Here is a 26595-nt window from a genome sequence, read left to right as displayed (position 1 = left end):
CATGTCGGCCTGCCCTGGCGGGTCGATTTGACGCGACACTTGGGGCCATGCCGCTGAGCCCGCCTGAGCCCCCCTCATCCCGCCGCGCCACCCCGGCGGCCGCCAGCGGACGCGGCCTCTGGTGGGTCCTGCTGGTCCTGGGCGCGGCCGCGGTGCTGCAGCCCTTGGGCGGCTTGGCCGGACTGGCGCTGCGGATCCTGGGCCTGATGGCGATCGCAGCGGCCGTGGCCTTGGCGCACCGCCAGCGCCAGCAGCGCGAGGCCTCGCTGCTGCGCCAGGCGCGCTCGCTGTCGATGGAGCTGGCGCTCTCAGCCGACCTGCACTTCGAACTGGACCGCGAAGGCCGCCTGCGCCGCTACCAGCACGCCACGGGCGTGCAAGGCCTGCTGGAGGTGGGTGACCACGGGCGCCTGCCCTGGGACTGGCCCGGCACCACCTTGGCCCCCACCGACCTGGCACGCCTGCAGGCCGCGCTGGCGCAGTCGCAGCCGGTGCGCGACCTGCCGCTGTCGCGCATTGATGGTGCCGCCCGCGAACGTCATCTGCGCCTGTCGCTGGGCGCGATGCCCGACGGCCGCTTCGGCGGCGTCTTGCGCGAGGTCAGCACCGAGGTCGAGACGGTGCGCGCCCTGCACCTGAGCCAGGCGCGCTACCAGGAGCTGGTGCGCCGCCTGCCGCTGCCGCTGGTGCTGCACCGCGAAGGCCTGGTGATCGACGCCAACCCGGCCGCCGTGGCGCTGCTGGGCCACAGCGAGCTGGCCACGCTGCTGGGCAGCAACTTCATCCAGCGCTGCATGGACGACGAGTCGCGCGCGCAGGCGCTGGCCAAGCTGCAGCAACTGAGCCACCTGCCGCCGGGCCGCCACCTGCCGCCCGACGAGTACCGCCTGCTGCCCCAGCCCGACCGCTTGCTGACCGTGATGGCCAGCAGCGCCCAGGTCGATGCCGAGGACGGCCAGGCCGCGGTGCTGACCATCTTCACCGACGTCACCGAGCACCGCCAGGCCGAGCAGGCCCTGCAGCGCTCAGAGGCGCTGCTGAGCCACCTGGTGGCCAACAGCCCCGACCTGATCACGCTGACCGAGCTGGCCACCGGCCGCTACCTGATGGTCAATCCCAGCTTCACCCGCGTGGCCGGCTGGACCGCCGAGGAGGCGGTGGGCCGCACCAGCACCGAGCTGGGCATCTGGGTGACCGAGGCCGACCGCGCCCGCTTCCTGCAGCAGCTGGCCCGCGACGGCACGGTGCGCAACCTGTCGCTGCCCTTCCGGGTGCGCGACGGCCGCACCGTGGCGATGCTGGTGTCGGCGGCGCGCTTCACGCTGGACGAGGCCGACTACCTGATCCTCAGCTGCCGGGACATCACCGCCAGCGAGCAGGCCCGGCTGGAGCGCGAGGCCATCCTCGAGAACGCCCAGATGGGCATCGCCCTGACCCGCGACTACCACTTCCTGATGGCCAACCCCCGGCTGGAGCAGATGCTGGGCTGGCCGGTGGGCTCGCTGGCCGGCCGCCATGTCGGCCTGGTGTGGGCCGACCAGGCCGAGTTCGAGCAGTTGGCCAACACCCTGGTGCCGCGGCTCAATGCCGGCGAGCAGGTCGAGCTGGAGCGCTCGATGGTGCGGCGCGACGGCAGCAGCTTCATCGCCCGCGTGCTGGCCAAGGCGGTGGACCCGGGCCAGCCGCAGCGCGGCACGATCTGGTTCGCCGAGGACATCACCCAGCGCCGCCAGACCGAACGCGCGCTGGCCCGCGCCCGCGACGATGCCGAGGCCGCCAGCCGTGCCAAGAGCGCCTTCCTGGCCAGCACCAGCCACGAGATCCGCACGCCGCTCAACGCGCTGCTGGGCCTGGCGCGGCTGGCGCGCAATCCGTCGATCGACGAGACGCGCCGGCGCCAGTACATCGACCAGATCAGCGACAGCGCCGAAACCCTCTCGGGCATCCTCTCCGACATCCTGGACCTGTCGAAGATCGAGGCCGGCAAGATGCACCTGGACCTGGTCACCTTCGACCTGGGCGGGCTGCTGACCTCGCTGCACCAGGCCTATGGCGCGCTGGCCGACACCAAGGGCCTGGGCTTCCAGGTGCAGCGCGACGATGACCTGCCGGATGCGGTGCTGGGCGACTCGGTGCGGGTGCGCCAGATCCTCAGCAACTTCCTGAACAACGCGCTGAAGTTCACCGAGCGCGGCGAGATCCGCCTGGCGGCGCGGGTGGTGCGCGCCGGCCTGCTGCGCTTCGAGGTCACCGACACCGGACCGGGCATCGCCCCCGAGCTGCAGGCGCGCCTGTTCCGCCCCTTTGTGCAGGGCGACGAGGCGATGTCGCGCGCCTTTGGCGGCACCGGCCTGGGCCTGTCGATCTCGCGCGAGCTGGCCGAGATGATGGGCGGACGCGTGGGCGTGGTCAGCGTGCCGGACCAGGGCAGTTGTTTCTGGGCCGAGCTGCCGCTGGCCTCGGCCGACCCGGCCGACGTCGATTCAGGCTCCACCAACGGCGACGCCGACCCGATCCAGGGCGCCCGCTTGCTGATGGTGGAAGACAACCCGGTCAACATGATGATCGCGGTGGCCCTGCTCGAGCAGTGGGGCGCCGAGGTCTCGCAGGCGGGCGACGGCGAAGAGGCGATGGCCGCCGTGGACGAGGCCGTCACCCGCGGTCACCCGTTTGATCTGGTGCTGATGGACGTGCAGATGCCCGGCATCGGCGGCCATGAGACCGCGCGCCGCCTGCGTGCGCGCTACGACGCCCGCACGCTGCCCATCGTGGCGCTGACCGCCGCCGCGCTGGTCTCCGAACGCGATGAAGCCCTGGCCGCCGGCATGAACGATTTCCTGACCAAGCCGATCGACGCCTCGCGCCTGCGCCACACGCTCAACCGCTGGCTGCGCCAGAGCCTCGGCCCTAGCCCAGGTAGCCCGGAATGATCGCCGAGAGCTGCTGCAGGGGTCCGGTGGCGAACAGGCTCAGCGTGCACAGCACATAGAGCGCGCCCAGCAGCCAGAACAGGCCGCGCACCTGCCAGGCGTCGCGGCGCAGCCCCAGCCGGGCCTCGGTGGTCTGCCAGGCGGCCATCAGCAGCGACAGCGTCGGACACAGCGCGATGTAGCCCACCACCGACAGGCTGGTGGCGGCGTCCAGATCGGGCACCGAGTTCACCATCGATCCCCCGAACCACAGCAGGGCCAGCAGCAGCAGCGCGCTGAGCGCGCTCAGGCGCTGCTGGGCCTGAGTGCCGTGTCGGCGCTCGGCACGGCGCAGCACCGGCTCCCACAGCGCCAGCGCCACCGTGCCCAGCGCAATCGCCAGCAGCGTGCCGGCCAGCAGGGCGTAGTACAGCGCGTCGACCTGGTCGGGATCGATCCTGGTGCCCGGCCACCAGGGCCGCATCTGCCAGCCGGGCACCGAGGTCAGCAGCAGGAAGGCCCCGCCCAGCACGAGGTTGCCGCCGACGATCAGCACCGACAGCCAGCCCTGCAAGCTGAAGACCGGCAGGCCAGCGCGCGCGCGCATCTCGGCCACCAGCCAGTACGACAGGTAGGGTCCCAGGCCGAACAGCAGTGTGGACAGCAGGTAGTGGATGCCATGCCAGAGCTGGCGCTCGGTGCTTGAGCCGTCAAGCGCTGGCGCCAGCCAGGCCAGCGCGGCGCTGGACAGGGCCACGCTGGCGCTCACCACCGCCAGCAGCATCGACACCCGCAGCCAGGTGGGCAGGCCGGTGCGGCGGGGCGCGTCGGTGCTGTCCGGCGCCACCCAGCCATGGGCGGCGGCGATGTCGCGCTCAAGCATCTCCATGGCGGTGTCGAAGTACTGCGCGGGCGCAAAGCGCGCATTCTGCTGCGCCAGGCGGCGAATCGACGTGGGCAGTTGGCTGGCCGGCGGCATGTCCGGGGCGCCCACCACCAGCGGGAAGATGCGCTTGCCGCTGTCCAGCGCCTCGCGGATCTCGGCCAGCATCACATCGGGCTCGTCGGGCCCATGGTCGTCGAACAGCTCGATGAAGCGCGGCCCGACCAGCACCACCACGGCGGAGGCTTCCTGGACCCGCTCGCGCAGCCGCGCATCCCAGTCGATGCCCGACGGCAGCTCGCGGTCAATGAAGACCGCCTCGCCGCCAAAGCGCGCCTGCAGTCGCTCGTGCACGCGCAGCGCGGCGTGCTCGGAATCGACGCGGCGGTACGAGATGAAGATGCGCGGCTCGGGCATGGTGGTCGGCATCGACTCTGGCCCGGAAGCGCCAGCGCCGCAAGCCCCTGGCTGAGGGAAGCGTCAGCGCTGCAGGCACTGCGCCAGCACGGCAAGAAAGCGCGCCGGGTCCATCGGCCGCCGCAGGTAGGCCGCCGCGCCCAGGGCCAGCGCCTGCCGCTCCACCGCCTGGTCCCAGTGCGTGGCGCTGGTGAACACCACCGGGACCTGGCAGGTGCCGGCGTCGGCGCGCAGCGCCCGCAGCAGATCCAGGCCGTTGCCCGGACGCATGCCGACATCCGACACCACCAGATCGGGCAGCTGCCGACGCACCAGCTGCAGGGCCGCCACCGCATCAGAGGCCGTGACCACCGCATAGCCATGCGGCTCCAGCAGGTCGCGCTTGAGCACCAGGTTGAAGTCGGTGTCATCGACCACCAGGATCAATCCGCGGTGCGGCGCCGGCCGCGGCGGCGGGGCCTGCGCCGCATCGTCCGGCGAGGCCGCCCGCGGCGCCGGCGGTGGCGCGGCCAGCCAGGGCCTGACGCTGTCGGCAAAGCGCATCGGATCGATCGGCTTGGCCAGGTAGCCGTCGAAACCAGCCGACAGGATGCGCTCGCGGTCACCCACCATGGCCAGCGCCGTCAACGCCACCAGCGGGATGCGGCACAGCGCTGGGTCGGCCTTGGCATGCCGGGCGAACTGAAGGCCGTCCATGCCGGGCATCTGGATGTCGCACAGGATCAGCGAGGGGTGATGCTCCCGCGCGGCGGCGAGCCCGCGCTCGCCATCGGTGGCGCTGACGGTGCGGTAGCCCAGCGCTGCCATCAGGCAGGTCAGCAGCTCCAGATTGACCGGGTTGTCCTCGATCAGCAGTGCCAATTGGCCCGTGGCACTCATGATCCTGGCGCGTCGCCGTTGTGCAGCGGCAGTGGCAGCGACAGCGTGAAGCGGCTGCCGGCCTGCGGGGTGCTGCTCATCACCAGCCGGCCGCCCAGCAGCTCGGCCAGGCGCAGGCTCAGGTGCAGGCCCAGCCCTGTGCCCTCGACCAGGCCGCTGCGACCGCCCACCTGGACGAAGGGCTGGAACAGCCGCGCCTGGTCTTCCTCGGAAATGCCGCGGCCGGTGTCGGTCACGCACAGCGCCAGCCAGCCCGACTCACGCGTCACGCACAGCTCCACCGAGCCGGTGTCGGTGAACTTGATCGCGTTGTTGACCAGATTGATCAGCACCTGCTGCAGCGCGCGCCGGTCGGTGTGCAGCGTGGCGTCCAGGTCGGGCGTCGGCTGCAGCAGCAGGCGCAGGCCCTTGGCATCGGCGGCCTGGCGCAGCGTCTCGATCACGTCCTCGATCAGCGCGCGGCAGTCCACCGGCTCGCGCTGGATCTCGACCCGGCCGGAGTCGATCTTGGCCAGGTCGAGCAGGTCGTTGATCAGCGACAGCAGGTGCTTGCCGCTGGTGTTGACCAGACCCAGCTGGCGCTCCTGCTCGGCGTTGAGCGGGCCGCTCAGGCGCATCAGCAGCAGGCCGGTGAAGCCCAGGATGGCGTTGAGCGGCGTGCGCAGCTCGTGGCTCATCGTGGCCAGGAAGCGGTCCTTGGCCCGGCTGGCGCGCTCGAGCTCGACGTTCTTTTCCTGCAGCGCGCGCTCGACGCGGTGGCGGTCGGACACATCGCGGATCGCGGCCATGGCCAGCGGCCCCAGATCGGAGTCCAGCGGGCTCAGGCTGATCTCGACCGGAAACTCCTCGCCGCTCGCCCGCAGGCCCTGCAGCGACAAGCCCTGGCCCATCGCGCGGGTGCGGGGCGAGGCGAGGTAGGCATCGCGCTGCCCGACATGCGTGCCCCGCGAGCGTGCCGGCATCAGCGACTCGATGACGTCGCCCAGCAGGGACGTGCGCTGGCGGCCGAACATGCGCTGCGCCTGGCCGTTGGCCAGGATGATGCGGCCGATCCGGTCGGTCACGATGATGGCATCGGGCATGGACTCCAGCAGGCGGCCGTACAAGGCCTCGACGAGGTCGGCCTCGCGCCGCACCCGCCAGGGCGTGACGTCGACATCGCTGCACAGACAGCCGGCCGGCTCCCCGCAGGGATCGGGCAGCGGCCGCTGACAGGACTCGACATAGATCAGCGCGCCATCGCGGCAGCGACGCACGACTTCGACGGTGGCGGCGAGCCCCCCGGGGGGCGGCTCACCGAACAAGTCGGCCCAGTGGCGGCCCAGCGCCTCGTGCCGCGGGTGGCCGTACAGGGCCTCGGCGCCGGCATTCCAGAAACGCACCGAGCCGGACGCATCGACGGCCACCAGCGCATGCGGCGTGCGGTCGACGATCGTGTCAGCGGAGAAGGACGGGTCCATCGGCGGACCTCGCTACAACATCAAGGACCCGATTGTGGTGAGTTGAACCGCGGCCGTCGCGCTTTCACCCCGCCGCTGTCGTGGACAGCGGCGCCGTGGCCTCAGGCCAGCGGCAAGGCACGCAGGCGCCGGCCGTTCAGCACGAACAGCGCGTTGGCCAAGGCGGGCGCCACTGGCGGCACGGCCGGCTCGCCCATGCCGGTGGGCGCGCGGCTGCTGGCCACCAGGTGGGTCTCGATGCGCGGTGTCTCGCGCAGCGTCAGCGGCATCTGCGTCGGGAAGTTGGTCTGCTGCACCACGCCGGCAACGATGTCGATGCGGCCCGACAGCGCCGCCGACAGACCGAAGATGATGCTGCCTTCCACCTGCTGGGCGATGCCATCGGGGTTGATCGCGGTGCCGCAGTCGACCGCACACACCGCCCGGTGCACCCGCGGGCGGCCGCCATCGAGCGAGACCTCCAGCACCAGCGCGACGATGCTGCCGAAGCTCTCGTGCAGTGCCAGGCCGCGCGCGCGGCCGGCCGGCAGGGCCTGGCCCCAGCCGGCCTGCTCGGCGGCCAGGCGCAGCACCGCGGCGTGGCGCGGCGCGTCGTCCAGCATCGCCAGCCGAAACGCCAGCGGGTCGCGCTTGGCCGCGTGGGCCAGCTCGTCGATGAAACCCTCGGAGAAGAAGGCGTTGTGGCTGTGTCCCACCGAGCGCCAGTTGCCGATCGGCACGCCGCTGCGCGTGGCGACGTGGCGCATGCGCTGGTTCGGGATGGCATAAGGCAGGTCGAACAGGCCTTCGGCGGCGGTCTTGTCCGGCGTGTCGACCGGGCCGGACAACCACGGCACGTTGCGCGCCATCCAGCGCGGCGTGATGGCGTCGCCAGCGCTGTGGATGCTCAGCGCGCGGATGCGGCCCTGGCTGTCCAGCGCGGCGCGCAGCAGCGCCGCGCCGGCCGGCCGGTACAGGTCGTGGCCGAAGTCTTCCTCGCGCGGCCACAGCAGCTGCACCGTCTGACCGGGCATCTGCTGCGCCAGCGCAACGGCCTGCACCACGCTGTCGACTTCCAGCCGGCGGCCGAAGCCCCCGCCCGACAGCGTCATGTGCAGGCGCACCTGCGACTCGGGCAGGCCGGCCTGGCGGGCGGCCGCGGCCCGTGCCAGGCCGGGCACCTGGGTCGGAGCCCAGACCTCGACGCCCTGCGCATCGACCCGCGCGGTGGCGTTCATCGGCTCCATCGTCGCGTGGGCCAGGTAGGGCGCGTGGTACAGCGCCTCCACCACCTCGGCCGAGCGGGCCAGCAGGCCGGTGGCGTCGCCGTCGGCATGGAAGGAAAAGCCCTCGTCCTCGACCGCAGCGGCGCGCGCCCGGTCCTGCAGCGACTGCAGGATGCGCGCCGAGTCGGCGCCACCGCCCTCGGGTGGCAGGGCTTCAAAGTCCAGGGCGCGCAGCGCCATCAGCGCCAGGCCGGTGTGCGTGGCCACCACCGCCACCGATTCGGTGCCATCGGCCGGTGCCGGCAGGCGGTGGATGCCCAGCACGCCCGGCATCGCCCGCACCGCGGCCTCGTTGCGCAGCGCACCGATGCGTCCGCCCAGCGCCGGTGCGTGGCGCAGCGCAGCGAAGCGCTGCCCGGGCTGGCGCACGTCGATGCCGAAGTGCGCCTGGCCGCGGCTCTTGGCCGGCGTGTCCAGCCGCGGCTGCGCCCGACCGATCAGGGTCCACTGATCGCGCGGCTTGAAACGCACCTCGCCGGGCCGCGTGGTCTGCGCCGCCGCGGCCAGCTCGCCGTAGTGGGCCTGCTGTTCACCGGCGTGGCGCACCACGCCAGCCTCGATCGTCAGTTCGGCCACCGGCAGCTTCCACTGCAGCGAGGCGGCGCCCAGCAGCTGCGCGCGCGCGGTGGCGGCGGCCAGGCGCAGCGCGTCCCAGCTGTCGGCCAGCGTGGACGAGCCGCCGGTGATCACCAGGCCCAGCTCGCGCGCGAGCTTGCGCACCATCCACTGGCCCAGGCGCACGCCCAGGGTCTCGTGGCCGGGCTCGGTGTGGCGCGGATGGACCGGCAGGCTGGCCTCGAGCACCGCCAGGTTGCCGTAGATCTTCTCGTGCGGCGCCTCGATCGGCTGCACCTGGTCCAGCTGCAGGTTCATCTCCTCGGCCACCAGCATGGCCAGCGCGGTGTGCACGCCCTGGCCGATCTCGGCCCAGGGCATGGCCAGCTGGACCTGGCCATCGGGCCGCACCGCGATCCAGCCGTTCAGGCCGACCGCGCCGCTTTCGGACGGCAAGGTGTCGGGGCCACCCAGCCGGCTGCGCGGCGGCAGGCCGCTCCAGCCCACCACCAGGGCCCCGGTGCCGCCCAACACCGACCACAGCCAGGTGCGACGCGTCAGGCCCATGGCTGGCCCTCGCGCAGCCAGCGGGCCGCCGTCTGGATGGCAGCGCGCACGCGCGGGTAGGTGCCGCAGCGGCACAGGTTGGTGATGGCGGCGTCGATGGCCGCGTCACTGGGTTGGCGGTTGCTGCGCAGCAGCGCCTCGGCCGCCATCAGCATGCCGCTCTGGCAGTAGCCGCACTGCGGGACCTGGTGATGGATCCAGGCGCGCTGCAGCAGGTGAGGTTTGTCGGGCGTCCCCAGCCCCTCGATGGTGCGCACCTGGCGCCCGGCCGCGGCCGCCACCGGCAGCACACAGGCCCGCTGCGGCTGGCCGTCGATCTGCACCGTGCAGGCGCCACAGGCGGCCACGCCGCAGCCGAACTTGGTGCCCGTGAGCCCCAATTCGTCGCGCAACGCCCACAACAGGGGCATGTCCGGCGGGACGCGGGCGTCATCCAGTTCCACCGCGCGTTGGTTCAGGATCAGTCGGGTCATGAGTCGGTCCAGGGTGGGCCGCGAGGCAGGACATGGGCATGTTTCCTGCATACAACAGGTGGCCCAGGCGCCTGCGCCGCAACAAGCGGCGCGGGCCGAGTGTGTCAGAAAATCAAGCGCAATGCCCGGCCAGCCCGCGCGCCCGGTGCGTGAGCAGCCGGCCCGGATCCACCCATTCCACAACCTCCCGACGGAGCCCTCGATGACCATCCGCTTCCACCGCGCCCCGGCCCTGCTGGCCACGGCCGCCCTGCTGGCCTGTGCCGGCGCCCACGCCCAGTCCAGCGTTCAGGCCTATGGCCTGATCGATGTCTCCGCCGGCCAGTTCCAGGACGCAGGCGCGATCAAGGACAAGACGGTGGCCAGCGGCAAGATGAGCACCAGCTACTTCGGCTTCAAGGGCAGTGAAGACCTGGGCGGCGGCCTGAAGGCCAACTTCGCGATCGAGAGCTTCCTGCGCGCCGACAGCGGCAGCGCCGGCCGCTTCAACGGTGACACCTTCTGGGCGCGCAACGCCTACGCCGGCCTGTCGGGCTCGCTGGGTTCGGTCACCGCTGGCCGCAACACCACCTCGCTGTTCGTCTCGACGCTGCTGTTCAATGCCTTTGGCGACTCCTTCGGCTTCTCGCCGTCGATCCGCCACTACTTCACCAGCGGCACCGTGACCGGCGACACCGGCTGGAACAACTCGATCTCGTACAGCTCGCCCAAGCTCGGCGGCCTGTCGGCGCAACTGCAGGTGGCCGGCAACGACGGCAAGACCCTGGGCCGTCGCTACGGCGGCAACGTGCTGTACTTCGGCGGCGCCTTCGCGGGCAGCTTCGCCTTCCAGAAGGTCAAGGAAGGCACCACCGCCGGCACCACCACCTGGCAGCTGGGTGGCTCCTACGACGCCGGCTTTGCCAAGTTCTTCGGCCAGTACGGCAAGGTGGCCAATGACACCACCAATGTCGATTACAAGCTGGGCGAGGTGGGCGCGTCGGTGCCGGTGGGCGCCTCGGGCAAGCTGCTGGCCGAGTACGGCAAGCTGTCGGTCAAGGGCCGCAAGACCGTCAGCCTGGGCTACGACTACGCCTTCTCCAAGCGCACCGACGGCTACGTGGTCTACATGAACGACAAGCTGCCGGTGGTGGACGCGGGCAACAGCTTCGCGCTGGGCATCCGCCACAAGTTCTGATCGCCGTCTGGCGCTGAGCACCACGGCCCCATGGCGGGGCCGTTGTTCATGGTGCTGCGCCCAGACGCAGCCGGGTGTGAACGGCCCCGGCACGGCTGGCGCGCGCGCGCAGCGCCAGCTCGGTGCCTGCAGGCGCGCGCACCAGCCACTCGGCGCGGGCGCGGTCGGCGGTGAGCTCGCGCTGCGGCAGGAAGGCCTGCATCGATTGCTTGGGCGCATGGCCATCGAGCTGCGGGCCCTCGATGCGCCGCGCGCCGCCCGCCAGCGTGGCGCCCTCGGGCAGCTCGATCTCGAAGATGCAGGGCCGCGCCACCTGGCGCTCCAGCGCCCGGCGCGTGACGTGGCTGGGCAGGTAGCCGGCGTTGGCCACCTGCAGGCGCACACGCCACAGACCATCGCCCAGCGCCTCGGCGGTGGCCGACTGCAGCGTCAGCTGCGGCAGCGACAGCGCGATCTGCTGCAGCCAGGCCGGGAAGCGTGCCGCCTCGCGCTCGCGCAGCGCGGCCGGCGGGTTGCGCCAGTAGTTCATGCGGTCCCAGCCGCCAATCTCCACCGCGCCCAGCTGCGGATGCTCGAAAGGTTGCCAGTCCACGTGGGCCTGGCCGCCGCACTGCTCGTCGCTCCACTTCAGCAGCTTCAGGTCGTCCTCCACCGGATGCTCGCGGTACCAGTGGATCCAGTCGTAGCCGGTGATGCCGGCCTCCTTGTTGGGCGCCCAGATCTCCACCGTCCAGAACAGCGCGCCCAGGTGCTCGTAGAACCAGTCCTGGGTGCCGCTGATGACCTCCTTGGGGTGGTAGCGGAAGTCCTCAAAGATGCTGACGCAGGGGTAGCCGGTGAGCTGCTCGCCCAGCTTGGACAGGCGCTGGTACAGCCACAGGTCCTCGGGCGTCATGTCCTTGTCGGCCTGGGTGCCCATCGGCCGCAGGATCACGCCCGAATGGGTGTGGAAGCTGACCGCCGCGCCGATGTTGGGGTGCTGCACGACGAAGTCGACCACGGCACGCACCTCGGGCTCGCTGGCCGGGTAAGGGCCGGCGCCGATCTGCTCGAACTCCTGGCGCCAGAAGGCCGGGAAGTTGCGGTTCAGGTCCAGCCCCTCGCGGTCGCGGTTGACGACGATGCGGCTGCCGTCGCAACCATCTTCCAGCAGGCCTTCGGGCATCACGCGGTAGTAGGTGCCGCCGAACTCGCCGGGCTGGCGCGGGATCAGCAGGCGCGGCTCATCCGGGTGCGGTGTCCAGCCGCCGTTGGGGTCGCGCAGGCGCATGCTGAGGATGCGGCCGTCGCCGTCGATGTCCTGCACCGTCAGGCCGTCCACCGCCGGCTCATCGAAGGGATAGGGCCGGGTAGAGGAGCGGATGTGACGCGGCCGCTCGGCCAGCGCCAGCTCGGCGCCGTCGGGGTTGACGCGCGGGCACAGGTAGAGCGTGCGGGTGTCGAGCAGGTGGGTGACCGCGGCGTCCTGGCCATCGCGGGCCAGCAACTGGTGCAGCCAGTAAAGCACCGACGTGGAGCCCATCAGCTCGGCGGCGTGGATGTTGCCGTCGACCCAGAAGGCGGGCTTGTCGGTGTCGGCGCCGGTGGCGCGGCGACTCACCACCACCAGCCAGATGTCGCGACCTTCATGGCTGAGCCCGAGGCTGCGCAACGCCACCAGATCGGGCCGGGCCGCCGCATAGTCGCGCAGCAGCTGCGTCAGCGCCTCGTGGCGCAGGAAGGTGTCGAAACGGGGCGTGGGCAGCGGCGTCGTCATCACGCCAGTGTCGCACCGGCCGCCAGGCCGGGCGATGCGGGCATCACCGGGGCGCGCCGTCGACAAACACCCTCAGCTCGCCCGGCGCAAAGGCCTGCCAGGGCTCGTGGGCGGTCAGCGGCTCGGTGGCGATCACCGCCACCCGGTCCTGCGGCGTGGTGACGCTGGCAAAGTCCACCGTCACATCCTCGTCGCGCAGCGAGGCCGCGCCGAAGGGGTGCTGGCGCACCAGCCAGTGCAGCGTGGTCGAGCCGTGCGCCCACAGCGCCTGGCCGTTGGACAGCAGCATGTTGAAGGTGCCGTGGCGGTGCAGCTGCGGCAGCAGCTCGCGCAGGGTGCAGCCCAGCTCGTCGATGGCCGGCACGCCGGCATGGGCCTTGGCCAGCTCCTGCATGATCCAGCAAAAGGCGTGCTCGCTGTCGGTGTCGCCCACCGGGCGGAACTGGCCGTGCAGGCGCGGGCGGAAGTCCTTCAGGTCGCCGTTGTGGGCAAACACCCAGTAGCGGCCCCACAGCTCGCGCACGAAGGGGTGGGTGTTCTCCAGCGCCACCCGGCCCTGCGTGGCCTTGCGGATGTGGGCGATGACCTGGTTGCTGTGGATCGGGAAGGTCTTGACCAGCTCGGCCACCGGGCTCTGGCGGGCGCTGCGCTCGTCCACAAAGAGGCGCACGCCCCTGCCCTCAAAGAAGCCGATGCCGAAGCCGTCCTTGTGCTCGTCGGCGCGCGTGGCCAGGCCGGTGAAGCTGAACATCACGTCGGTGGGCGTGTTGGCGTTCATTCCGAGGAGCTGGCACATGGGCCGATTCTAGGCAGGCCCAGGGCGCTTGATGGCCATCAAGGCAGCCAGGTGGGATCGGCGCGACGATGCAGACAACAAGGAGACCGACATGACTGCCCTGCTGAATGCCGAACAACGCATCCGCCTCGAAGCCGCGCTGAAGCAGCGCCAGGCCGCGCTGGATGCGCAGCTGGCCGAGCACCAGGGGGGCGCCAGCCGCGTCGAGATGGCGGCCGAGTTGCGTGCCGAGGATGCCCACGACAGCCGCGAGCGCGACGCCGACCGCGAGGTGGCCCTGGCCCGCGCCGACCGCGAGCTGGCCGAGCTGGGCCAGGTCAGCGCCGCGCTGCGCCGTGTGCACGAGCCCGATTACGGCTTTTGCGCCGACTGCGGCGAGGCCATCCGCTTCGAGCGCCTGCTGGCCGAGCCCTGGGCCACGCGCTGCGTGGGCTGCGCCAGCGCCGCCGAAGGGCACCAGGCGCACCACCGCCTCTGATCAACCGCGCTTGGCCAGCGCCTCCCAGCGCTCCAGCAGCTGCATCAGCTCGTCCTCGATCTGCGCGTGCCGCGTGGTCACCTCGGTGATGCGCGCCGCGCCCTCGGTGTAGAGCGCGCTGCCGCCGATCAACGCGCCCAGCGTGGCCTGCTCCTGCTCCAGCGCGGTGATGCGCGCGGGCAGCTCGTCCAGCTCACGCTGCTCCTTGTAGCTGAGCTTGCTGCGCGGCTTGGCCGGTGCCGCAGCGGCCGGTGCCGGTGGCGGCGCCTCGGCCGCTGCTTGCGCGGCGGCCGCCTTCTGGCGCGCGGCGCGGCCGCGTTCGCGCTGCACCAGCCAGTCGCCGATGCCGCCCTCGTACTCGCGCCACAGGCCCGGCTGCTCGTCGCCCTCCCAGGCGATCAGGCTGGTCACCACGTTGTCGACAAAGGCACGGTCGTGGCTGACCAGGAAGACGGTGCCGTCGTAGTCGGCCAGCAACTCCTCCAGCAGCTCCAGCGTCTCGATGTCGAGGTCGTTGGTGGGCTCGTCCATCACCAGCACATTGGCCGGCCGGGCGAACAGGCGCGCCAGCAGCAGCCGGTTGCGCTCGCCGCCCGAGAGGCTGCTGACCGGCGAATTGGCGCGCGCCGGGGCGAACAGGAAGTCGCCCAGGTAGCTCATCACATGCTTGCGCTGGCTGCCGATCTCGATCCACTCGCTGCCCGGGCTGATGGTGTCGGCCAGCGTGGCGTTGGGGTTGAGCACCTCGCGCATCTGGTCGAAGTAGGCGATCTCCAGCTTGGTGCCGGTGCGCACGCTGCCGCTGTCGGGGGCGAGCTGGCCCAGGATCATCTTCAGCAGCGTGGTCTTGCCCACGCCGTTGGGGCCGACCAGGCCGATCTTGTCGCCGCGCATCACGATGGTGGAGAAGTCCTTCACCAGCGGCGGTCCGCCAAAGCCCTTGCTGACGTTCTCCAGCTCGGCCACCAGCTTGCCGCTGGCGCCGCCGCGGTCGATGTCCAGCCGCACATTGCCCTGCACGTTGCGGCGCGCGGCGTGCTCGTGGCGCATCTGCTCAAGCCGCGCGATGCGCGCCACGCTCCGGGTGCGGCGGGCCTCCACGCCTTTGCGGATCCACACCTCTTCCTGCGCCAGCAGCTTGTCGAAGCGGGCGTTGGCCAGCGCCTCGTTGGCCAGCTCGCGCGCCTTGTGGCCCTGGAAGGCGCTGTAGTTGCCGGGGTAGCTGCGCAGCTGGCCGCGGTCCAGCTCAAGGATGCGGGTGGCCACCACGTCCAGAAAGGCGCGGTCGTGGGTGATCAGCAGCAGCGCGCCGCGGAAGGCCACCAGCAGCTCGCCCAGCCAGCGGATCGCGTCCAGGTCGAGGTGGTTGGTGGGCTCATCGAGCAGCAGCACGTCGGGCGCGGCCACCAGGGCCTGGGCCAGCGCGACGCGCTTGCGGTTGCCGCCCGACAGGGTGTCGACCACCGCGCTGGCGTCCAGGCGCAGGCGCTGCAGGGTTTCATCCACCCGGCGCTCCCAGGTCCAGCCGTCCAGCGCCTCCAGGCGGGTCTGCAGCGCGTCGAGATCGTCCTCGGGGGCGTGGGCCTCGAAGCGCGCGCGCAGCGCCTTCACCTCGGCCAGGCCTTCGCTGACCGCTTCAAACACCGTGGCGCCAGGCGCGAAGGCCGGCTCCTGCGGCACATAGAAGCGGCGCTGCTCGCCCTGGACCTGCAGCTCGCCGTCGTCCGGCCGCTCCAGGCCGGCGAGGATCTTCAGCAGCGAGGACTTGCCGGCGCCATTGCGGCCGATCAGCGCGACGCGCTCGCCGGCTTCCAGGGAAAAGTCGGCGCCGTCGAGCAGCGCGACATGGCCGAAGGCGAGGTGGGCATTGGTGAGGGTGAGCAGGGCCATGGCGGCATTGTCGCCGCCAGGGGCCCGGGGCTCACTTCACCTGGATTCTCACCGTCGTCGGCGCGCTGTCGAGCAGGTCGTCATTGGCCACGTAGTCGAACTGGTCGGTGCCGGTGAAGCCCGGCGGCGGCGTGTAGCGGAAACTGCCGTTGGCGTTGAAGCTCAGCTGCCCGGCGGGCGGGCTGACCAGGCGCGCGCCCAGGCGGTCACCGTTGGCGTCGCTGTCGTTGCGCAGCACGCTGCGCTCGGTGCTCACCAGCAGCGACTTGCCAGGCTTGGCGCGGTAGCGGTCGGCCGCGGCCTGCGGCGCCTGGTTGGGCGCGCCCGAGGTGCAGTAGGCCGCGCCTTGCCGCACCGGCGGATAGCCGCCCCAGATGATCATGCGGTCGCCGGTGAAGACCGTGCTCCAGCGGCCGCCGGACGGCCGGCCATCCGGCGCGTGCAGCAGGGTGGTGGCGCGCCAGCTGTTGGTGGCCGGGTCGTAGCGGCCGCCGCTGCCGTTGAGCGTGCCGCCCCAGACGATCATCTCGCTGCCGGTGTACACCCCCTGGGCGATGCGCGGCGTGGGCGCGCCGTTCTGGCTGGTGCGGGTCCACTGGCCGGTGGTGGGCGAGAAGCGCGCGCCGTCGTTGTAGTCGACGCCAAAGAGCTGGTCATAGCCGCCCCAGAAGATGGCCTCGCTGCCGGTCCACACCGCCACCGGCCACATGCGGGCATCGGGCGAGCCACTGACGGGCAGCGGCGTCCAGGTGTTGGTGGCGGGGTTGTAGCGGCCGCCGGTGGGCCTGACGCCGGCATCGATCGAGCCGCCCCAGACGATCATCTCGCTGCCGCTCCAGACCGCGCCATGGTGGTCGCGGTGGCCGGGGTCCTTGTTCAGCGTGCCACGGCGCCAGCTGTTGCTGGCCAGGTCGTAGATGTACGGCCCTTCGCTGGAGCTGATGCCGCCGTAGGTGATCATCTCGCTGCCGGTCCAGACCGCCGTGTGGCCGTAAGTGACCCACGGGCCCTTCTTGCTGGACATCGGCCGCCACTGGTCGGTGGCGGGGTTGTAGATGCCGCCGGTGTCAGGCGTGAAGGGCGCGCTGGAGCCGGCGCCCCAGAAGATGATCTCGTTGCCGGTCCACACCGCGGTGGCGTTGTTGCGTGCGGTGGCCGCGCCCACGGTGCTGGTGGGTTGCCAGCTGTCGGTGGCGGGCGTGTAGCGCGCACCGGCATCGGTGACACCGACACCGTCGTAGCCGCCCCAGATCACCATCTCGGCGCCGGTCCACTCGGCCGAGTGCAGGCCGCGGCCGGTGGGCACGTTGTTCGTGGTCATCGGCTGCCAGCTGTCGGCCGACGGGTTGTAGCGGCCGCCATCGGCGCGGAAGCCGAACTGGTCGTCCATGCCGCCCCAGGCCAGCGCCTCGGTGCCCGTCCAGACCAGCGTGCCCGCCTGGGTGCCCGGCTGATGGCCGATGCCGGTGGCCGTGCGCCAGCTGTCGGTGACCGGGTTGTACAGCCCGGCCGGCGCAGCCGACGGCCAGCCGCCGTGCACCAGCATCTCGCTGCCGGTCCAGACCGCGCCGTGCATGTAGCGCCACTGCGGCATGCCGCTGCCGCTGCCGATGCGCCAGCTGTTGCTGGCCGGGTTGTAGGCACGCACCTCGGTACCGCCGACCACACCACCCCAGACCAGCACCTCGCTGCCACTCCAGACCGCCGTGTTCCAGTAGTTGGCGTCCGGCGCGTTGGCGGTGGACATCGGGGTCCACTGGTTGGTGCCGGGGTTGTAGCGCGCACCATCGCCGTAGAGCTGGCCGATGCTGACGTTGTAGCCGGACCAGACCACCATCTCCTGGCCGGTCCACGCCGCCGGCACAAAGGCGCGCGCGGCCAGCGGCGACGCGGGCAGGCGCACCCAGGTGTCGGTCTTCGGGTTGTAGCGGGCACCGGTGTTGACGGCGTTGCCCGTCATGCCGCCCATGCCGCCCCAGACGATCAGTTCCTTGCCGGTCCAGACCGAGGCGGCCCAGGAGGCGCCCTCCAGCGGTGCGTTGACCGCGCTGGTGGCGCGCCAGGTGTCGGTGGCCGGGTCGTAGAGCGAGCCCACGCCATCGGCGCGGCCACCCCAGACCAGCATCTCGCTGCCGGTCCAGGCGCTGCTCATCGCGGTGCGGGTGACCGGCGCATCGGCCATCGGCAGCCAAGTGTCCGTGGCCGGACGGTAGCGGGCGCCGTCGATGCGGTAGTTGCCCACCGCCTCCATGCCGCCCCAGACGATCATCTCGCTGCCGGTCCAGACCGCCGTGTGCTCGTAGCGGCCATCGGGCAGCGACGCGGTGGGCTGCCAGCTGTCATCGCGGCAGACGGTGGCCACCTGCGGCAGGGTGTAGCGCGCCTCGGGCAGCGCCAGGGTGGCGGCAAAGCCCTTGCGGGCCTGCGACCACCAGGTCTCGATCGGCGTCTTGCGCCAGACGGTGGCGCGGCTGCGCAGCACCGGGCCGTCAACCGCGTCCACACGCACCGCAGTCCAGCGGTCGCTGTCCTCGCGCAGGCGCACGGTCTGGCCCAGCGCCAGGCTGCCGGCCGGCGTGGTGGCGGCGGCGCGCAGCAGCCGGGCCTGGCGGTCGAAGGCTTCGGGCGCCAGCAGCCGGGCGCCGGCACCGGCACCGGCCAGCGCGGCGCGGTCGCGCACCAGCACATGGGACTGGCGCTCGGCGGTGGTGGCCTGGCCGCTGGCGTGCTCGGCCAGCACCTGGCGGCGACGCTCGCCATGAATGCGTTCATCGCGCGCGTACTGGGCGCGCCACAGGCGATCGGCCAGCGCCGGGCGGGCCAGGCATTCGGCGGCGCGCAGCGGGTCGTTGCCCAGCGCGGCGAACAGCTCGCGCAGCATGGCTGGATCCTTGGAGCCAGCGGCCATGCGGTCGAGCTCGGCCTGCAGCTGGGCGCTGGTGATCGGCGTGCGCCACCACTGGGCCAGCGCGTTGCTCTGGCGCTCGACATCCTCCGCGCGGCGGCGGATCAGCCGCTCGGGCAGCACCTGCTCAAAGGCCAGGCGCTGGCCGGCGTCGCCACGGTGCTGCCACAACACGCGCTCGACCGCGCGCTGGCAATCGATCCGGTCGGTCAGGCTGAATGCGCCGGCCTGGGCAGCCAGGCTGGTCAGCAGGGCCGCGAGGCCCATGCGCATTGGTGTGTTCTTCATCGGTGGGTCCCTCCACAGCATGGACGATCCCACGCTAGCGGAGCCTGCTGGGGGATCTCACCCATCCCCCACGAATGAAGTCTTGAGATCGGTCAAGCCACTGGCCGCAGGGGACCGCGCCAGGCCCAGCGACCGCTGCCCTGGCTCAGCAGCGCCAGCAGCATCAGGCCCATCATCAGCGGCAGCTTGAAGCCCTGGCCGGCGTCGGTCTCGATCTGGTTCCAGCCGGCCCAGCCGAGGTCGAAGTGCACGGTCCAGACGGCGATCACATCGACGAAGAGCAGCGCCAGCGCCGCCAGCCGCACCGGCCAGCCCAGCAGCAGCAGGGCTGCGCCAAGCACTTCAGTCACACCGGCCATCAGCCAGTTCATGTCGGGCGAGAGCCAGCCCAGCGGGCCGGGAAAGGCCAGGCCGACGAACCACTCGGGCGCCGTCAGGCCATGGCTCAACTTGGTCCAGCCAGCCTGGCCGAACTCTTGCGCCAGCCACAGCCGCAGGGCCAGCAGGCCCAGGCCGTCGATCGCCTGGGTGAGCGAGCCGTGCGTGCGCACGACCCAGGTGGGGAGTGAGAGTGCGTTCATGTCGGACCTCACTTCTTCGAGCAGCCGCCGTCCTTCTTGGCGCACGACGACTCCTTGCCACCGTCCTTCTTGCTGCAGCCGCCGTCCTTCTTGCTGCAGGCGGCGTCCGACGCCGCGTTCTTCGGCGCGGTGGCGGTCTTCTTGCCGCAGGAGCCGGCACCGCAGGCGCTGTCCTTGCCGGGCGCGGCGTGGGCAGTGGATTGGGCGATCAAGGCGGCGGCGAGCAGGGCGGCGTGACGGAGGTTCATGGTGAGGTTCCTGGTGGGTTGGGGTTGGGTGCTCATGCACAGCGTGTGCATGTCCTTTGGTCGGGCCAGCGGTCAGAACCTGACAGGCCGGAGAGACACTTTTTTTCGGCCGGTGGTGCTCAGCGCGGCGCAGCGTCATCGGCACGCCAGGCCTGCGCGCGCCACTGCGCCAGCAGACGGTCCAGGCGTGCGTCATCGCGGGCCAGGCGGCGGCATTGCACACACCACCAGCGGTGGGTGTGCGCCTGCAGGCGCCGGGGCCAGCCGGCCTCGTGGTGCGGCCCGCTGTGCAGCAGGAAGAAAGCGTCGCGGCAATGCATGGCCAGCTGGCGCAGCGGCTCAGGCCGAGGTCCGCGCGAGGAAGGCGGCAAAGTCCTCGGCCAGGTCGTTGACGAAGGGCGAGTCCCAGGTGGAGTCGCGCACCCAGGCCTCGATCAGCCCGCGCCAGGCCTCTTCGCCCAGCTGTTCACGCAGGTCCGGATGGTGGGCCTCGATGGTCTGGCTGGCGCCCAGCCACACCAGGTGGCGGTACAGGCGCATGCCGCGCTCGTCGTAGCCGGCGGGCAGCTCGTCGCTGCGGCCTCTCACATAGTCGAAGAACGCAGACATGCGAGCTCCTCGGCCAGGCCCGCGGGCTCCGGCAGGTCGTGGTCCCATTCCAGCAGCACCGGCCAGCCGTGCGCGGCCGACAGCGCACGCGCCTGGGCACGCACCTCATCAGATGCCGAGCGCGCATGGGTGTCCACATGCAGGCCGAAGCGCTCGTCCCATTCATGGCCGGCCACATGCAGGTAGGCGATGCGATCGGGCGACAGCCGGGCCATGAAGGCGTCCAGCGGCGGGCTGCCGTGGTTCTTGCGGTTGACCTCGATGTTGTTGAGGTCCAGCAGCACCGCGCAGTCGGCCCGATCGGCCACACCGGCCAGGAAATCGGGCTCGGGGATGTCGCCGATGTTGGCGTACCAGGTGGGGTTCTCGATCGCCATGCGCCGGCCCAGGATGTCCTGCGCCTGGCGGATGCGGTCGGCCACGCGGATCAGCTCAGTCTGCGTGTGCGGCAGCGGGAACAGGTCGTGCAGCTGGTGGGCATCACCGCTGGCGGCCAGGTGGTCCGAGTACCAGGTGGCACCCAGCTCATCCATCAGCGCAGCCACCTCGCGCAGCATCGCCACGTTCAGCGGCGCGGTGCCGCCCAGGTTCAGCGTGACCCCGTGCAGCCACACCGGCCGGCCCAGTGCACGCATCGCGTGCAGCGGGGCGCGGTCGCGGCGCAGCCAGTTCTCGGGGACGACCTCGTGGAAGTCGGCGGGCAGCGCCGACAGATCCCACTCGGCCATCTCGCGCCGGTAACCGATGCCCACAGCAGACGTGTTCATCGCCGCGCTCACTTCTTCGAGCAGCCGCCATCCTTCTTGGAGCAGCCGCTCTCCTTGCCGCCGGCCTTCTTGGAGCAGCCGCCGTCCTTCTTGCTGCAGCCGGCATCGGTGGCGCCGGACGCGGCGTTCTTCGGGGCGGTGGCGGTCTTCTTGCCGCAGGAGCCGGCACCGCAGGCGCTGTCCTTGGGCGGCGCGGCATGGGCGGCGGACTGGGCGATCAGGGCGGCGGCGAGCAGGGCGGCGTGGCGGAGGTTCATGGTGGTTCCTTGGGTTGGGTTGACGATGTGCAAGTCATCTCGCACATGGAGTCAGTCGAACCAGGACCGCCAAACCTTTCAGGCCGGCAAAAAAAATTTAGCCCAACGCGCGCAGCAGCAGCCGCGCGCTGCTGATGTTGGTAGCGCAGGGCACATCGTGCACATCACAGGCCCGCACCAGCGCGTTGATGTCGGGCTCGTGGGGCTGCGGCGTCATCGGGTCGCGCAGGAAGACCACCGCGTCGACCTCGCCCACCGACAGGCGCGCGCCGATCTGCAGGTCACCGCCCAGCGGGCCGCTAAGCAGGCGCTCCACGTCCAGGCCGACCTCGTCCACCAGCCGGCCGCCGGTGGTGCCGGTGCCCATCAGCTGGTGCTGGCGCAGCATCGGCGCGAACTCGCGCGCCAGCGCCACCATGCGGTCCTTCATGCGGTCATGGGCGATCAGTGCGATGCGCATGCAGCCTCCAGCGCGGTGATGAACTGGGCGGCCACGTCATGCCCGGTCTGGTCGGTGATCTCCTGGAAGCAGGTGGGGCTGGTGACGTTGATCTCGGTGAGGCAACTGCCAATCACATCCAGGCCCACCAGCAGCAGGCCGCGCGCGGCCAGCACCGGGCCGATGGCCTCGGCGATCTCGCGGTCGCGGGCGCTGATCGGGCGGGCCACGCCCTTGCCGCCGGCGGCCAGGTTGCCGCGCACCTCGCCGCCCTGCGGAATGCGGGCCAGGCAGAAGGGCACGGGCTGGCCGTCGATCACCAGGATGCGCTTGTCGCCGTCGGCGATCTCGGGCAGGTAGCGCTGGACCATGATGGTCTCGGCGCCGTCGCGGTTCAGGCTTTCCAGGATGGCGCCCAGGTTCAGGCCGTCGTCGCGCACGCGGAAGATGCCCATGCCGCCCATGCCGTCCAGCGGCTTGAGGATGATGTCGCGCTGCTCGGCGTGGAAGGCGCGCACGTCGTCGGCGCTGCGCGTGACCAGGGTGGGCGCGATGAACTGGGGGAACTCAAGGATGGCCAGCTTCTCGGGGTGGTCGCGCAGCGCGCGCGGGCTGTTGAAGACGCGCGCGCCCTCGGCCTCGGCGCGGCCCAGCAGGTGGGTGGCGTAGAAGTACTCGCTGTCAAAGGGCGGGTCCTTGCGCATCACCACTGCATCCACATCGGCCAGCGCGGTCTCGCCCAGGGCCTCGGCGGTGTACCAGTCGTCCACGCCATAGCCGCTGCGGCCGGTCAGCGTCAGGCGCAGCAGCCGCGCCGAGACGCGGCCACCCTGGCGCCAGTGCAGCTGGGCGGACTCGCAGGCGAGCAGCTCGTGGCCGCGGCGGGCGGCCTCGCGCATCATCGCGAAGGTCGAGTCCTTGTGGGTCTTGAAGGTGGCGAGCGGGTCGGCAACAAAGAGCAGCTTCATGCCGCCAGTGTGCCGCCGTTTGGCCGCGCGCGCAGCGCCGGGATGAATTGGCTGAGTCCGGCGCACAGCACCCAGCAGATCCAGCCGGTCCAGGCGGTGTGGCTGGGGTAGTGGGCGCCGCGCAGCATCTGCGCGCCACCAAAGACCAAGCCGGCCAGCAACACGCCCAGCAGCCAGCAGCGCGCGGCGCGCGGCGCATGCACCCGCAGCGCGAACCAGCCGCTCACGAACGCAAAGGCCGCCGACGCATGGCCCGACGGAAAGCAGCGCCCCGACCCGCCATCGGCCACGCCACGCAGCCAGTGCGACACGTACTGCGCGCTGCCGCCGAACTCGGCCAGGTCCCAGGGGCAGCTGCTGAGGCTGCGCGCCTTGAGCAGCGGGATCAGCGCCACACACGCCAGCGTGGCGCCCACCCACCACACCCGCGCTGCACGCGGCAGCGGCCGGGCGAAGGGCAGGGGCTTCCAGATCCCCACCAGCAGCACCGCAAAGACCAGCCAGCCGGCCGCCCGGCCGCCCTGGTGCAGCACGCTGCTGGTCAGCCAGTGTTCGCGCCAGGCAAAGCCCTCGGCGCTGCCGACCTGGCGCACCGCCCACAGGTCGGCGCCGCTGGCGTCCCAGGCGATCAGGGCGAGCAGGGCCAGTACAGCGACCAGCAGGTCCTGCTGCCACAGGGGGCGGACGGTGTCACGGGGCATGGCGACGATTGTCGCAGCGCGGCCCTGGGGTATCCCCGCATGGACCGCTGCGACGCGGCGGCGCACAGTCGCCTCGGCGGCGTCGGGCAGGCGCCGGGGGAGCGCATGATGGGCCTGAGCAAGAACACCTGGCGCGGCGCGGTGGCGGCGCTGATCCTGCTGGCCGGTGCCGCGGCACTGGCCACCAACTACTCGCTGTGGGTCAACGGCCGTGGCGGCGGCGGCCAGGTCGGCAACCACCTGGACTTTACCTACTGGGGACCGGCCAGCACCGCCGGCGGCGTCAACAAGCGCTCGGTCAACTGGGACGGCACCAGCCACATCGCCGACCAGAACCAGCATGTACGCAACGCGCTGGACTGCTACTGCACCGGCCCCAACTGGTGCTACATCGCCGCCCACAGCGCCGGCAATCTGCAGATCGGCTACGCGCTGGCGATGTACGGCGGCAGCGCGCGCCTGAAGAAGAACGCGGCGCCGGACGGCAGCGGCGTCTGCGGCAACACCGACGGCAGCACGCAAACTGGCTGGAACATCAAGTTCGTCGACGTGGCGGCCGGCGCCGCAGGCGGCAGCGAGCTGGCCGACCTGGGCGAGTGGGCGGTGAGCGAGCCGCTGGTGTCCGACCTGCGCACCAGCACCGCCCGCGCGCTGTACAACCACAACAGCACCCGCGGCCTGTGGTTCTACCTGTTCACCGGCGCGGGCGGCGCCTTCTATTCGGGCCTGCTGCCGGGCCAGGACGATGGCGCGGTGGCCTACCACTCGGCCGGCGGCACGGCGGGGTCGTCCGGCCGGTCGCTGTGCAACCCCAGCGACTGGTTCTGCGACGACCTGACCCTGGGCACCGCCGCCAACCAGGGTGGCAGCACCAAATGGAGTTTCCATTCGGTGCGCTTCCGCGATGACAAGGAAAAGTACGACCACGGACCCAACGGCAACTGGGGCGGCGCGATCACCACGATGCGCGCCGACATGGTGAACAACGCCAAGTGAGGCCCATCGGCTGGGCACTGCTGGCGGCAGGGCTGCTGGCAGCGCTGTGGTGGTGGCAAGGCAGCGACCAGGCGCCGCCATCGACCGCAGCGCTGGAGGCCGCGCCCTCAGTGGCCTCGTCGGCCCGCTCCGACAGACCGGCCCCCACCGCGCCGGCCAGCGCGGCCTTCAGTGGCTGGGCCCCCGCGCAGCGCGACGACGGCCCAGCCCTGGCGCACGAGCAGCTGCAGCGCGCCGAGCGCGCGCTGGCCAGCTACCGCGCCGCCACCCGCTACCCGCCCGAGGCCCGGCCGATCACCGAGCACCCCGACCAGGTGCAGCCCTTCGCACCGATCAGCGCCGACTACCCGCTGCGCCTGCGCGGCAGCGCGCCGGTGGCCGGCGTGCGGCTGCAGACCACGCAGGAGCGGGTCTTCGTCAGCGGCCAGGAGACGGTGGCCTTCAGCATCGCCGCGGTGGACGAGCAGGGACGGCGCCTGCCGCTGCTGATCACCCGCTCGGTGCTGTTCGACGCCCCCGACCCGCGCGCCGCCAGCGGCCGCTCGCCGGTGGCCCTGCCCTTTGCCGACGACGGCCAGGGCGCCGATGCGCAGGCCGGCGACGGCGTCTGGAGCGCCCGCGCCGCGCCCGCCGCGATGGGCTTTGCCGACTACGCCGGCACGCTGCGCCTGCTGCTCGAGCTGAGCCAGGACGGCCGGCGCGGCGAGTTCGCCTTCGAGCTGGTCTACGAGCCGCAGGTGCCGGCGCAGTGGGCCGGCGTGCGCGAGGCGGTGCAGGACGGCTCGCTGGTCTTTGCGTTGGGCCTGCAGGTGGCGCAGCCGGGCCGCTACCTGATCAGCGCCCGCCTGGACGATGCGCAAGGCCAGCCCTTTGCGCTGCTGCAGTTCAACGAGGAACTGGGCAGCGGCGCGCAGCAGGCGCGGCTGGTGGCCTTTGGCAAGCTGCTGCGCGACGGCCAGCCGGCCATGCCGCTGCGGCTGCGTGACGTGGAAGGCTTCCTGCTGCACCCCGACCGCCACCCCGACCGCGCGATGCTGCCGCGCCTGGCCGGCGTGGTGCACACCAGCCGCGTTTATCCACTGAGTCGCTTTTCCGAGGCCGAATGGCAGAGCGAAGAGCGCCAGCGCTACCTGGACGAGCTGCAGCGCGATGTGGACCGGGCCCGGCGCGAGCTGGCCGGGCCGTGATCAGGGCAGCACCGGGTAGTCGGTGTAGCCGGCCGCGCCGCCGCCGTACAGCGTCATCATGTCCAGCGCATTCCAGGGCGCGTCCTCGCGCAGGCGCCGACCCAGGTCGGGGTTGGCGATGAAGCCCTTGCCAAAGGCCACCAGGTCGGCCGCGCCGCTGGCGGTGGCGGCCAGCGCCATCGCGCGGGTGTAGCCGTTGTTGACCATCCAGCGGCCCGGGAACAGCGCCTTCAACGCGGCGTAGTCAAACGGCGGCACACCCTGCTCGCTCAGGTCGCGCGGGCCGCCGGTGGCGCCTTCCACCACGTGGATATAGGCCAGGCCCAGCGGTGCCAGCTGCGCCACCAGGTGGGTGTAGAGGGCCTGCGGGTCGCTGTCCTGGCCGATGTCGTTGGCCGGCGTGATGGGCGAGAGGCGGATGCCGGTGCGGCCGCCGCCGATGGCGCCGGTGATGGCGCGCGCCACCTCCAGCGTCAGGCGGCAGCGGTTGATGATCGAGCCGCCGTAGGCATCGCTGCGGTCATTGGCCGAGTCCTTCAGGAACTGCTCGAGCAGATAGCCGTTGGCGGCGTGGATCTCGACCCCGTCGAAACCCGCTTCCATCGCGTTGAGCGCCGCCTGGCGGTACTGCTCAATGATGCCGGGCAGTTCATCAGTGGTCAGCGCGCGCGGCTCGGACACCGGCGCGAAGCCGCCGGCGATGTAGGTTTTGCTCTTGGCCGCCCGCGCGGTGGACGACTGCGGCGCCGCGCCGCCCGGCAGCAGCGAGGTGTGCGAGATCCGGCCCACATGCCACAGCTGGGTGACGATGCGCCCGCCCTCGGCGTGCACCGCCGCGGTCACGGCCTGCCAGGCCGCCACCTGCTCGGCCGTGTGCAGGCCCGGGGTGTCCAGGTAGCCATGCGCCATCGGCGCGATCGGCGTGGCCTCGGTGATGATCAGGCCGGCGCCGGTGGCGGGGTTGGCGCGCTGTCGGTAGTACTCGGCCATCAGCGCGGTGGGCACCTGACCAGTGGCCCGGTTGCGGGTGAGCGGCGCCATGACGACGCGGTTGGCCAGCGCGATGTCGCCGACCTGCAGGGGGGTGAAGAGGGATTCCATGGGCCGCGAGCTTAGCCGGGCGGCTACAGTGTCGTGTTGACCC

General features: G+C 71.6%; 24 protein-coding genes. 5 read left to right on the top strand and 19 right to left on the bottom strand.

Going from position 1 to position 26595, the window contains the following annotated elements:
* Positions 1-47 precede the first annotated feature (47 nt).
* Complete coding sequence (locus tag KAK06_RS13010; protein WP_210802541.1) at positions 48-2930, top strand: PAS domain-containing hybrid sensor histidine kinase/response regulator; 2883 nt, start codon at positions 48-50, stop codon at positions 2928-2930.
* Here KAK06_RS13010 and KAK06_RS13005 read toward each other — a convergent pair.
* The 5 genes from KAK06_RS13005 to KAK06_RS12985 all read right to left on the bottom strand — a co-directional run bounded on the left by KAK06_RS13005 (position 2908) and on the right by KAK06_RS12985 (position 9408).
* A complete protein-coding gene (locus tag KAK06_RS13005) occupies positions 2908-4221 on the bottom strand; it encodes a toll/interleukin-1 receptor domain-containing protein (protein ID WP_210802540.1) in 1314 nt (437 codons plus the stop codon). The two genes, KAK06_RS13010 and KAK06_RS13005, sit on opposite strands and share 23 nt — an antisense overlap.
* Before the next feature lie 51 nt (positions 4222-4272).
* Entirely contained in the window at positions 4273-5088 is an 816-nt protein-coding gene (locus KAK06_RS13000; RefSeq protein WP_210802539.1) for a response regulator, read from the bottom strand.
* Positions 5085-6548 carry a PAS domain-containing sensor histidine kinase gene (locus KAK06_RS12995; protein ID WP_210802538.1) on the bottom strand — a complete coding sequence of 488 codons (1464 nt, stop codon included), beginning with the start codon at positions 6546-6548 and terminating at the stop codon, positions 5085-5087. Before KAK06_RS12995 ends, KAK06_RS13000 begins: the two co-directional genes overlap by 4 nt.
* 101 nt (positions 6549-6649) lie before the next feature.
* Positions 6650-8935, bottom strand: a complete 2286-nt coding sequence (locus KAK06_RS12990; protein ID WP_210802537.1) for a xanthine dehydrogenase family protein molybdopterin-binding subunit — start codon at positions 8933-8935, stop codon at positions 6650-6652.
* Complete coding sequence (locus KAK06_RS12985; protein WP_210802536.1) at positions 8926-9408, bottom strand: (2Fe-2S)-binding protein; 483 nt, start codon at positions 9406-9408, stop codon at positions 8926-8928. The genes KAK06_RS12990 and KAK06_RS12985 overlap by 10 nt, the downstream gene beginning before the upstream one ends.
* Positions 9409-9610: 202 nt before the next feature.
* Here KAK06_RS12985 and KAK06_RS12980 point away from each other — a divergent pair, with 202 nt between their 5' ends.
* A complete protein-coding gene (locus tag KAK06_RS12980) occupies positions 9611-10585 on the top strand; it encodes a porin (protein WP_210802535.1) in 975 nt (324 codons plus the stop codon).
* A 46-nt stretch (positions 10586-10631) separates the two neighbouring features.
* Here the strand turns inward: KAK06_RS12980 and KAK06_RS12975 are convergent, their stop codons facing one another.
* Both KAK06_RS12975 and KAK06_RS12970 read right to left on the bottom strand, forming a co-directional pair.
* Positions 10632-12341 carry a M14 family metallopeptidase gene (locus tag KAK06_RS12975; RefSeq protein WP_210802534.1) on the bottom strand — a complete coding sequence of 570 codons (1710 nt, stop codon included), beginning with the start codon at positions 12339-12341 and terminating at the stop codon, positions 10632-10634.
* Positions 12342-12384: 43 nt separating this feature from the next.
* Positions 12385-13137, bottom strand: coding sequence for a class II glutamine amidotransferase (locus tag KAK06_RS12970; protein ID WP_210802533.1), 753 nt, complete (start codon positions 13135-13137; stop codon positions 12385-12387).
* A 91-nt stretch (positions 13138-13228) separates the two neighbouring features.
* Between KAK06_RS12970 and KAK06_RS12965 the strand changes: the two genes are divergently transcribed.
* Entirely contained in the window at positions 13229-13615 is a 387-nt protein-coding gene (locus KAK06_RS12965) for a TraR/DksA family transcriptional regulator (RefSeq protein ID WP_210802532.1), read from the top strand.
* Here KAK06_RS12965 and KAK06_RS12960 read toward each other — a convergent pair whose 3' ends face one another.
* The 11 genes from KAK06_RS12960 to KAK06_RS12910 form a co-directional block, all read right to left on the bottom strand.
* Positions 13616-15505, bottom strand: a complete 1890-nt coding sequence (locus KAK06_RS12960; protein WP_210802531.1) for an ATP-binding cassette domain-containing protein — start codon at positions 15503-15505, stop codon at positions 13616-13618.
* 31 nt (positions 15506-15536) lie between these two features.
* The gene (locus tag KAK06_RS12955) at positions 15537-18698 is read right to left on the bottom strand and encodes a Kelch repeat-containing protein (protein ID WP_210802530.1); all 3162 of its coding nucleotides are present in this window, start codon (positions 18696-18698) and stop codon (positions 15537-15539) included.
* 92 nt (positions 18699-18790) lie between these two features.
* Positions 18791-19279, bottom strand: a complete 489-nt coding sequence (locus KAK06_RS12950) for a DoxX family membrane protein (protein WP_210802529.1) — start codon at positions 19277-19279, stop codon at positions 18791-18793.
* An 8-nt stretch (positions 19280-19287) separates the two neighbouring features.
* Entirely contained in the window at positions 19288-19527 is a 240-nt protein-coding gene (locus KAK06_RS12945) for a hypothetical protein (protein ID WP_210802528.1), read from the bottom strand.
* Between the two features lie 119 nt (positions 19528-19646).
* A complete protein-coding gene (locus KAK06_RS12940; RefSeq protein WP_210802527.1) occupies positions 19647-19847 on the bottom strand; it encodes a hypothetical protein in 201 nt (66 codons plus the stop codon).
* A gap of 19 nt (positions 19848-19866) precedes the next feature.
* Entirely contained in the window at positions 19867-20136 is a 270-nt protein-coding gene (locus KAK06_RS12935) for an HvfC/BufC family peptide modification chaperone (protein WP_210802526.1), read from the bottom strand.
* Entirely contained in the window at positions 20112-20903 is a 792-nt protein-coding gene (locus KAK06_RS12930) for an MbnB/TglH/ChrH family RiPP precursor modification enzyme (protein WP_210802525.1), read from the bottom strand. Before KAK06_RS12930 ends, KAK06_RS12935 begins: the two co-directional genes overlap by 25 nt.
* A gap of 8 nt (positions 20904-20911) precedes the next feature.
* Entirely contained in the window at positions 20912-21160 is a 249-nt protein-coding gene (locus KAK06_RS12925; protein WP_210802524.1) for a hypothetical protein, read from the bottom strand.
* A gap of 97 nt (positions 21161-21257) precedes the next feature.
* Positions 21258-21620 carry a methylglyoxal synthase gene (locus KAK06_RS12920; RefSeq protein ID WP_210802523.1) on the bottom strand — a complete coding sequence of 121 codons (363 nt, stop codon included), beginning with the start codon at positions 21618-21620 and terminating at the stop codon, positions 21258-21260.
* Positions 21605-22567 (bottom strand): glutathione synthase, encoded by a 963-nt coding sequence (gshB, locus tag KAK06_RS12915; protein WP_210802522.1) that lies wholly within the window; start codon positions 22565-22567, stop codon positions 21605-21607. The genes KAK06_RS12920 and gshB overlap by 16 nt, the downstream gene beginning before the upstream one ends.
* The gene (locus tag KAK06_RS12910; RefSeq protein WP_210802521.1) at positions 22564-23268 is read right to left on the bottom strand and encodes a phosphatase PAP2 family protein; all 705 of its coding nucleotides are present in this window, start codon (positions 23266-23268) and stop codon (positions 22564-22566) included. The genes gshB and KAK06_RS12910 overlap by 4 nt, the downstream gene beginning before the upstream one ends.
* Positions 23269-23376: 108 nt before the next feature.
* Between KAK06_RS12910 and KAK06_RS12905 the strand changes: the two genes are divergently transcribed.
* Entirely contained in the window at positions 23377-24264 is an 888-nt protein-coding gene (locus KAK06_RS12905) for a hypothetical protein (protein WP_247652834.1), read from the top strand.
* Complete coding sequence (locus tag KAK06_RS12900) at positions 24261-25451, top strand: choice-of-anchor X domain-containing protein (RefSeq protein WP_210802520.1); 1191 nt, start codon at positions 24261-24263, stop codon at positions 25449-25451. Before KAK06_RS12905 ends, KAK06_RS12900 begins: the two co-directional genes overlap by 4 nt.
* Here the strand turns inward: KAK06_RS12900 and KAK06_RS12895 are convergent, their stop codons facing one another.
* Positions 25452-26552, bottom strand: a complete 1101-nt coding sequence (locus KAK06_RS12895) for an alkene reductase (RefSeq protein WP_210802519.1) — start codon at positions 26550-26552, stop codon at positions 25452-25454. It lies immediately after the preceding gene.
* Positions 26553-26595 lie beyond the last annotated feature (43 nt).

This window comes from Ideonella aquatica, from assembly GCF_018069755.1.
In the GTDB taxonomy this organism is placed as follows: Bacteria; Pseudomonadota; Gammaproteobacteria; order Burkholderiales; family Burkholderiaceae_C; genus Ideonella; species Ideonella aquatica.
The sequence above is the reverse complement of the archived record's forward strand: the minus strand, read 5'-3'. Positions and strand labels throughout refer to the sequence as shown.

Excerpts from the sequence above, each read along its gene's own strand:
- KAK06_RS13010 (WP_210802541.1), top strand. The coding sequence starts at position 48 with ATGCCGCTGAGCCCGCCTGAGCCCCCCTCATCCCGCCGCGCCACCCCG.
- KAK06_RS13005 (WP_210802540.1), bottom strand. The coding sequence starts at position 4,221 with ATGCCGACCACCATGCCCGAGCCGCGCATCTTCATCTCGTACCGCCGC.
- KAK06_RS13000 (WP_210802539.1), bottom strand. The coding sequence starts at position 5,088 with ATGAGTGCCACGGGCCAATTGGCACTGCTGATCGAGGACAACCCGGTC.
- KAK06_RS12995 (WP_210802538.1), bottom strand. The coding sequence starts at position 6,548 with ATGGACCCGTCCTTCTCCGCTGACACGATCGTCGACCGCACGCCGCAT.
- KAK06_RS12990 (WP_210802537.1), bottom strand. The coding sequence starts at position 8,935 with ATGGGCCTGACGCGTCGCACCTGGCTGTGGTCGGTGTTGGGCGGCACC.
- KAK06_RS12985 (WP_210802536.1), bottom strand. The coding sequence starts at position 9,408 with ATGACCCGACTGATCCTGAACCAACGCGCGGTGGAACTGGATGACGCC.
- KAK06_RS12980 (WP_210802535.1), top strand. The coding sequence starts at position 9,611 with ATGACCATCCGCTTCCACCGCGCCCCGGCCCTGCTGGCCACGGCCGCC.
- KAK06_RS12975 (WP_210802534.1), bottom strand. The coding sequence starts at position 12,341 with ATGACGACGCCGCTGCCCACGCCCCGTTTCGACACCTTCCTGCGCCAC.
- KAK06_RS12970 (WP_210802533.1), bottom strand. The coding sequence starts at position 13,137 with ATGTGCCAGCTCCTCGGAATGAACGCCAACACGCCCACCGACGTGATG.
- KAK06_RS12965 (WP_210802532.1), top strand. The coding sequence starts at position 13,229 with ATGACTGCCCTGCTGAATGCCGAACAACGCATCCGCCTCGAAGCCGCG.
- KAK06_RS12960 (WP_210802531.1), bottom strand. The coding sequence starts at position 15,505 with ATGGCCCTGCTCACCCTCACCAATGCCCACCTCGCCTTCGGCCATGTC.
- KAK06_RS12955 (WP_210802530.1), bottom strand. The coding sequence starts at position 18,698 with ATGAAGAACACACCAATGCGCATGGGCCTCGCGGCCCTGCTGACCAGC.
- KAK06_RS12950 (WP_210802529.1), bottom strand. The coding sequence starts at position 19,279 with ATGAACGCACTCTCACTCCCCACCTGGGTCGTGCGCACGCACGGCTCG.
- KAK06_RS12945 (WP_210802528.1), bottom strand. The coding sequence starts at position 19,527 with ATGAACCTCCGTCACGCCGCCCTGCTCGCCGCCGCCTTGATCGCCCAA.
- KAK06_RS12940 (WP_210802527.1), bottom strand. The coding sequence starts at position 19,847 with ATGCATTGCCGCGACGCTTTCTTCCTGCTGCACAGCGGGCCGCACCAC.
- KAK06_RS12935 (WP_210802526.1), bottom strand. The coding sequence starts at position 20,136 with ATGTCTGCGTTCTTCGACTATGTGAGAGGCCGCAGCGACGAGCTGCCC.
- KAK06_RS12930 (WP_210802525.1), bottom strand. The coding sequence starts at position 20,903 with ATGAACACGTCTGCTGTGGGCATCGGTTACCGGCGCGAGATGGCCGAG.
- KAK06_RS12925 (WP_210802524.1), bottom strand. The coding sequence starts at position 21,160 with ATGAACCTCCGCCACGCCGCCCTGCTCGCCGCCGCCCTGATCGCCCAG.
- KAK06_RS12920 (WP_210802523.1), bottom strand. The coding sequence starts at position 21,620 with ATGCGCATCGCACTGATCGCCCATGACCGCATGAAGGACCGCATGGTG.
- gshB (WP_210802522.1), bottom strand. The coding sequence starts at position 22,567 with ATGAAGCTGCTCTTTGTTGCCGACCCGCTCGCCACCTTCAAGACCCAC.
- KAK06_RS12910 (WP_210802521.1), bottom strand. The coding sequence starts at position 23,268 with ATGCCCCGTGACACCGTCCGCCCCCTGTGGCAGCAGGACCTGCTGGTC.
- KAK06_RS12905 (WP_247652834.1), top strand. The coding sequence starts at position 23,377 with ATGGGCCTGAGCAAGAACACCTGGCGCGGCGCGGTGGCGGCGCTGATC.
- KAK06_RS12895 (WP_210802519.1), bottom strand. The coding sequence starts at position 26,552 with ATGGAATCCCTCTTCACCCCCCTGCAGGTCGGCGACATCGCGCTGGCC.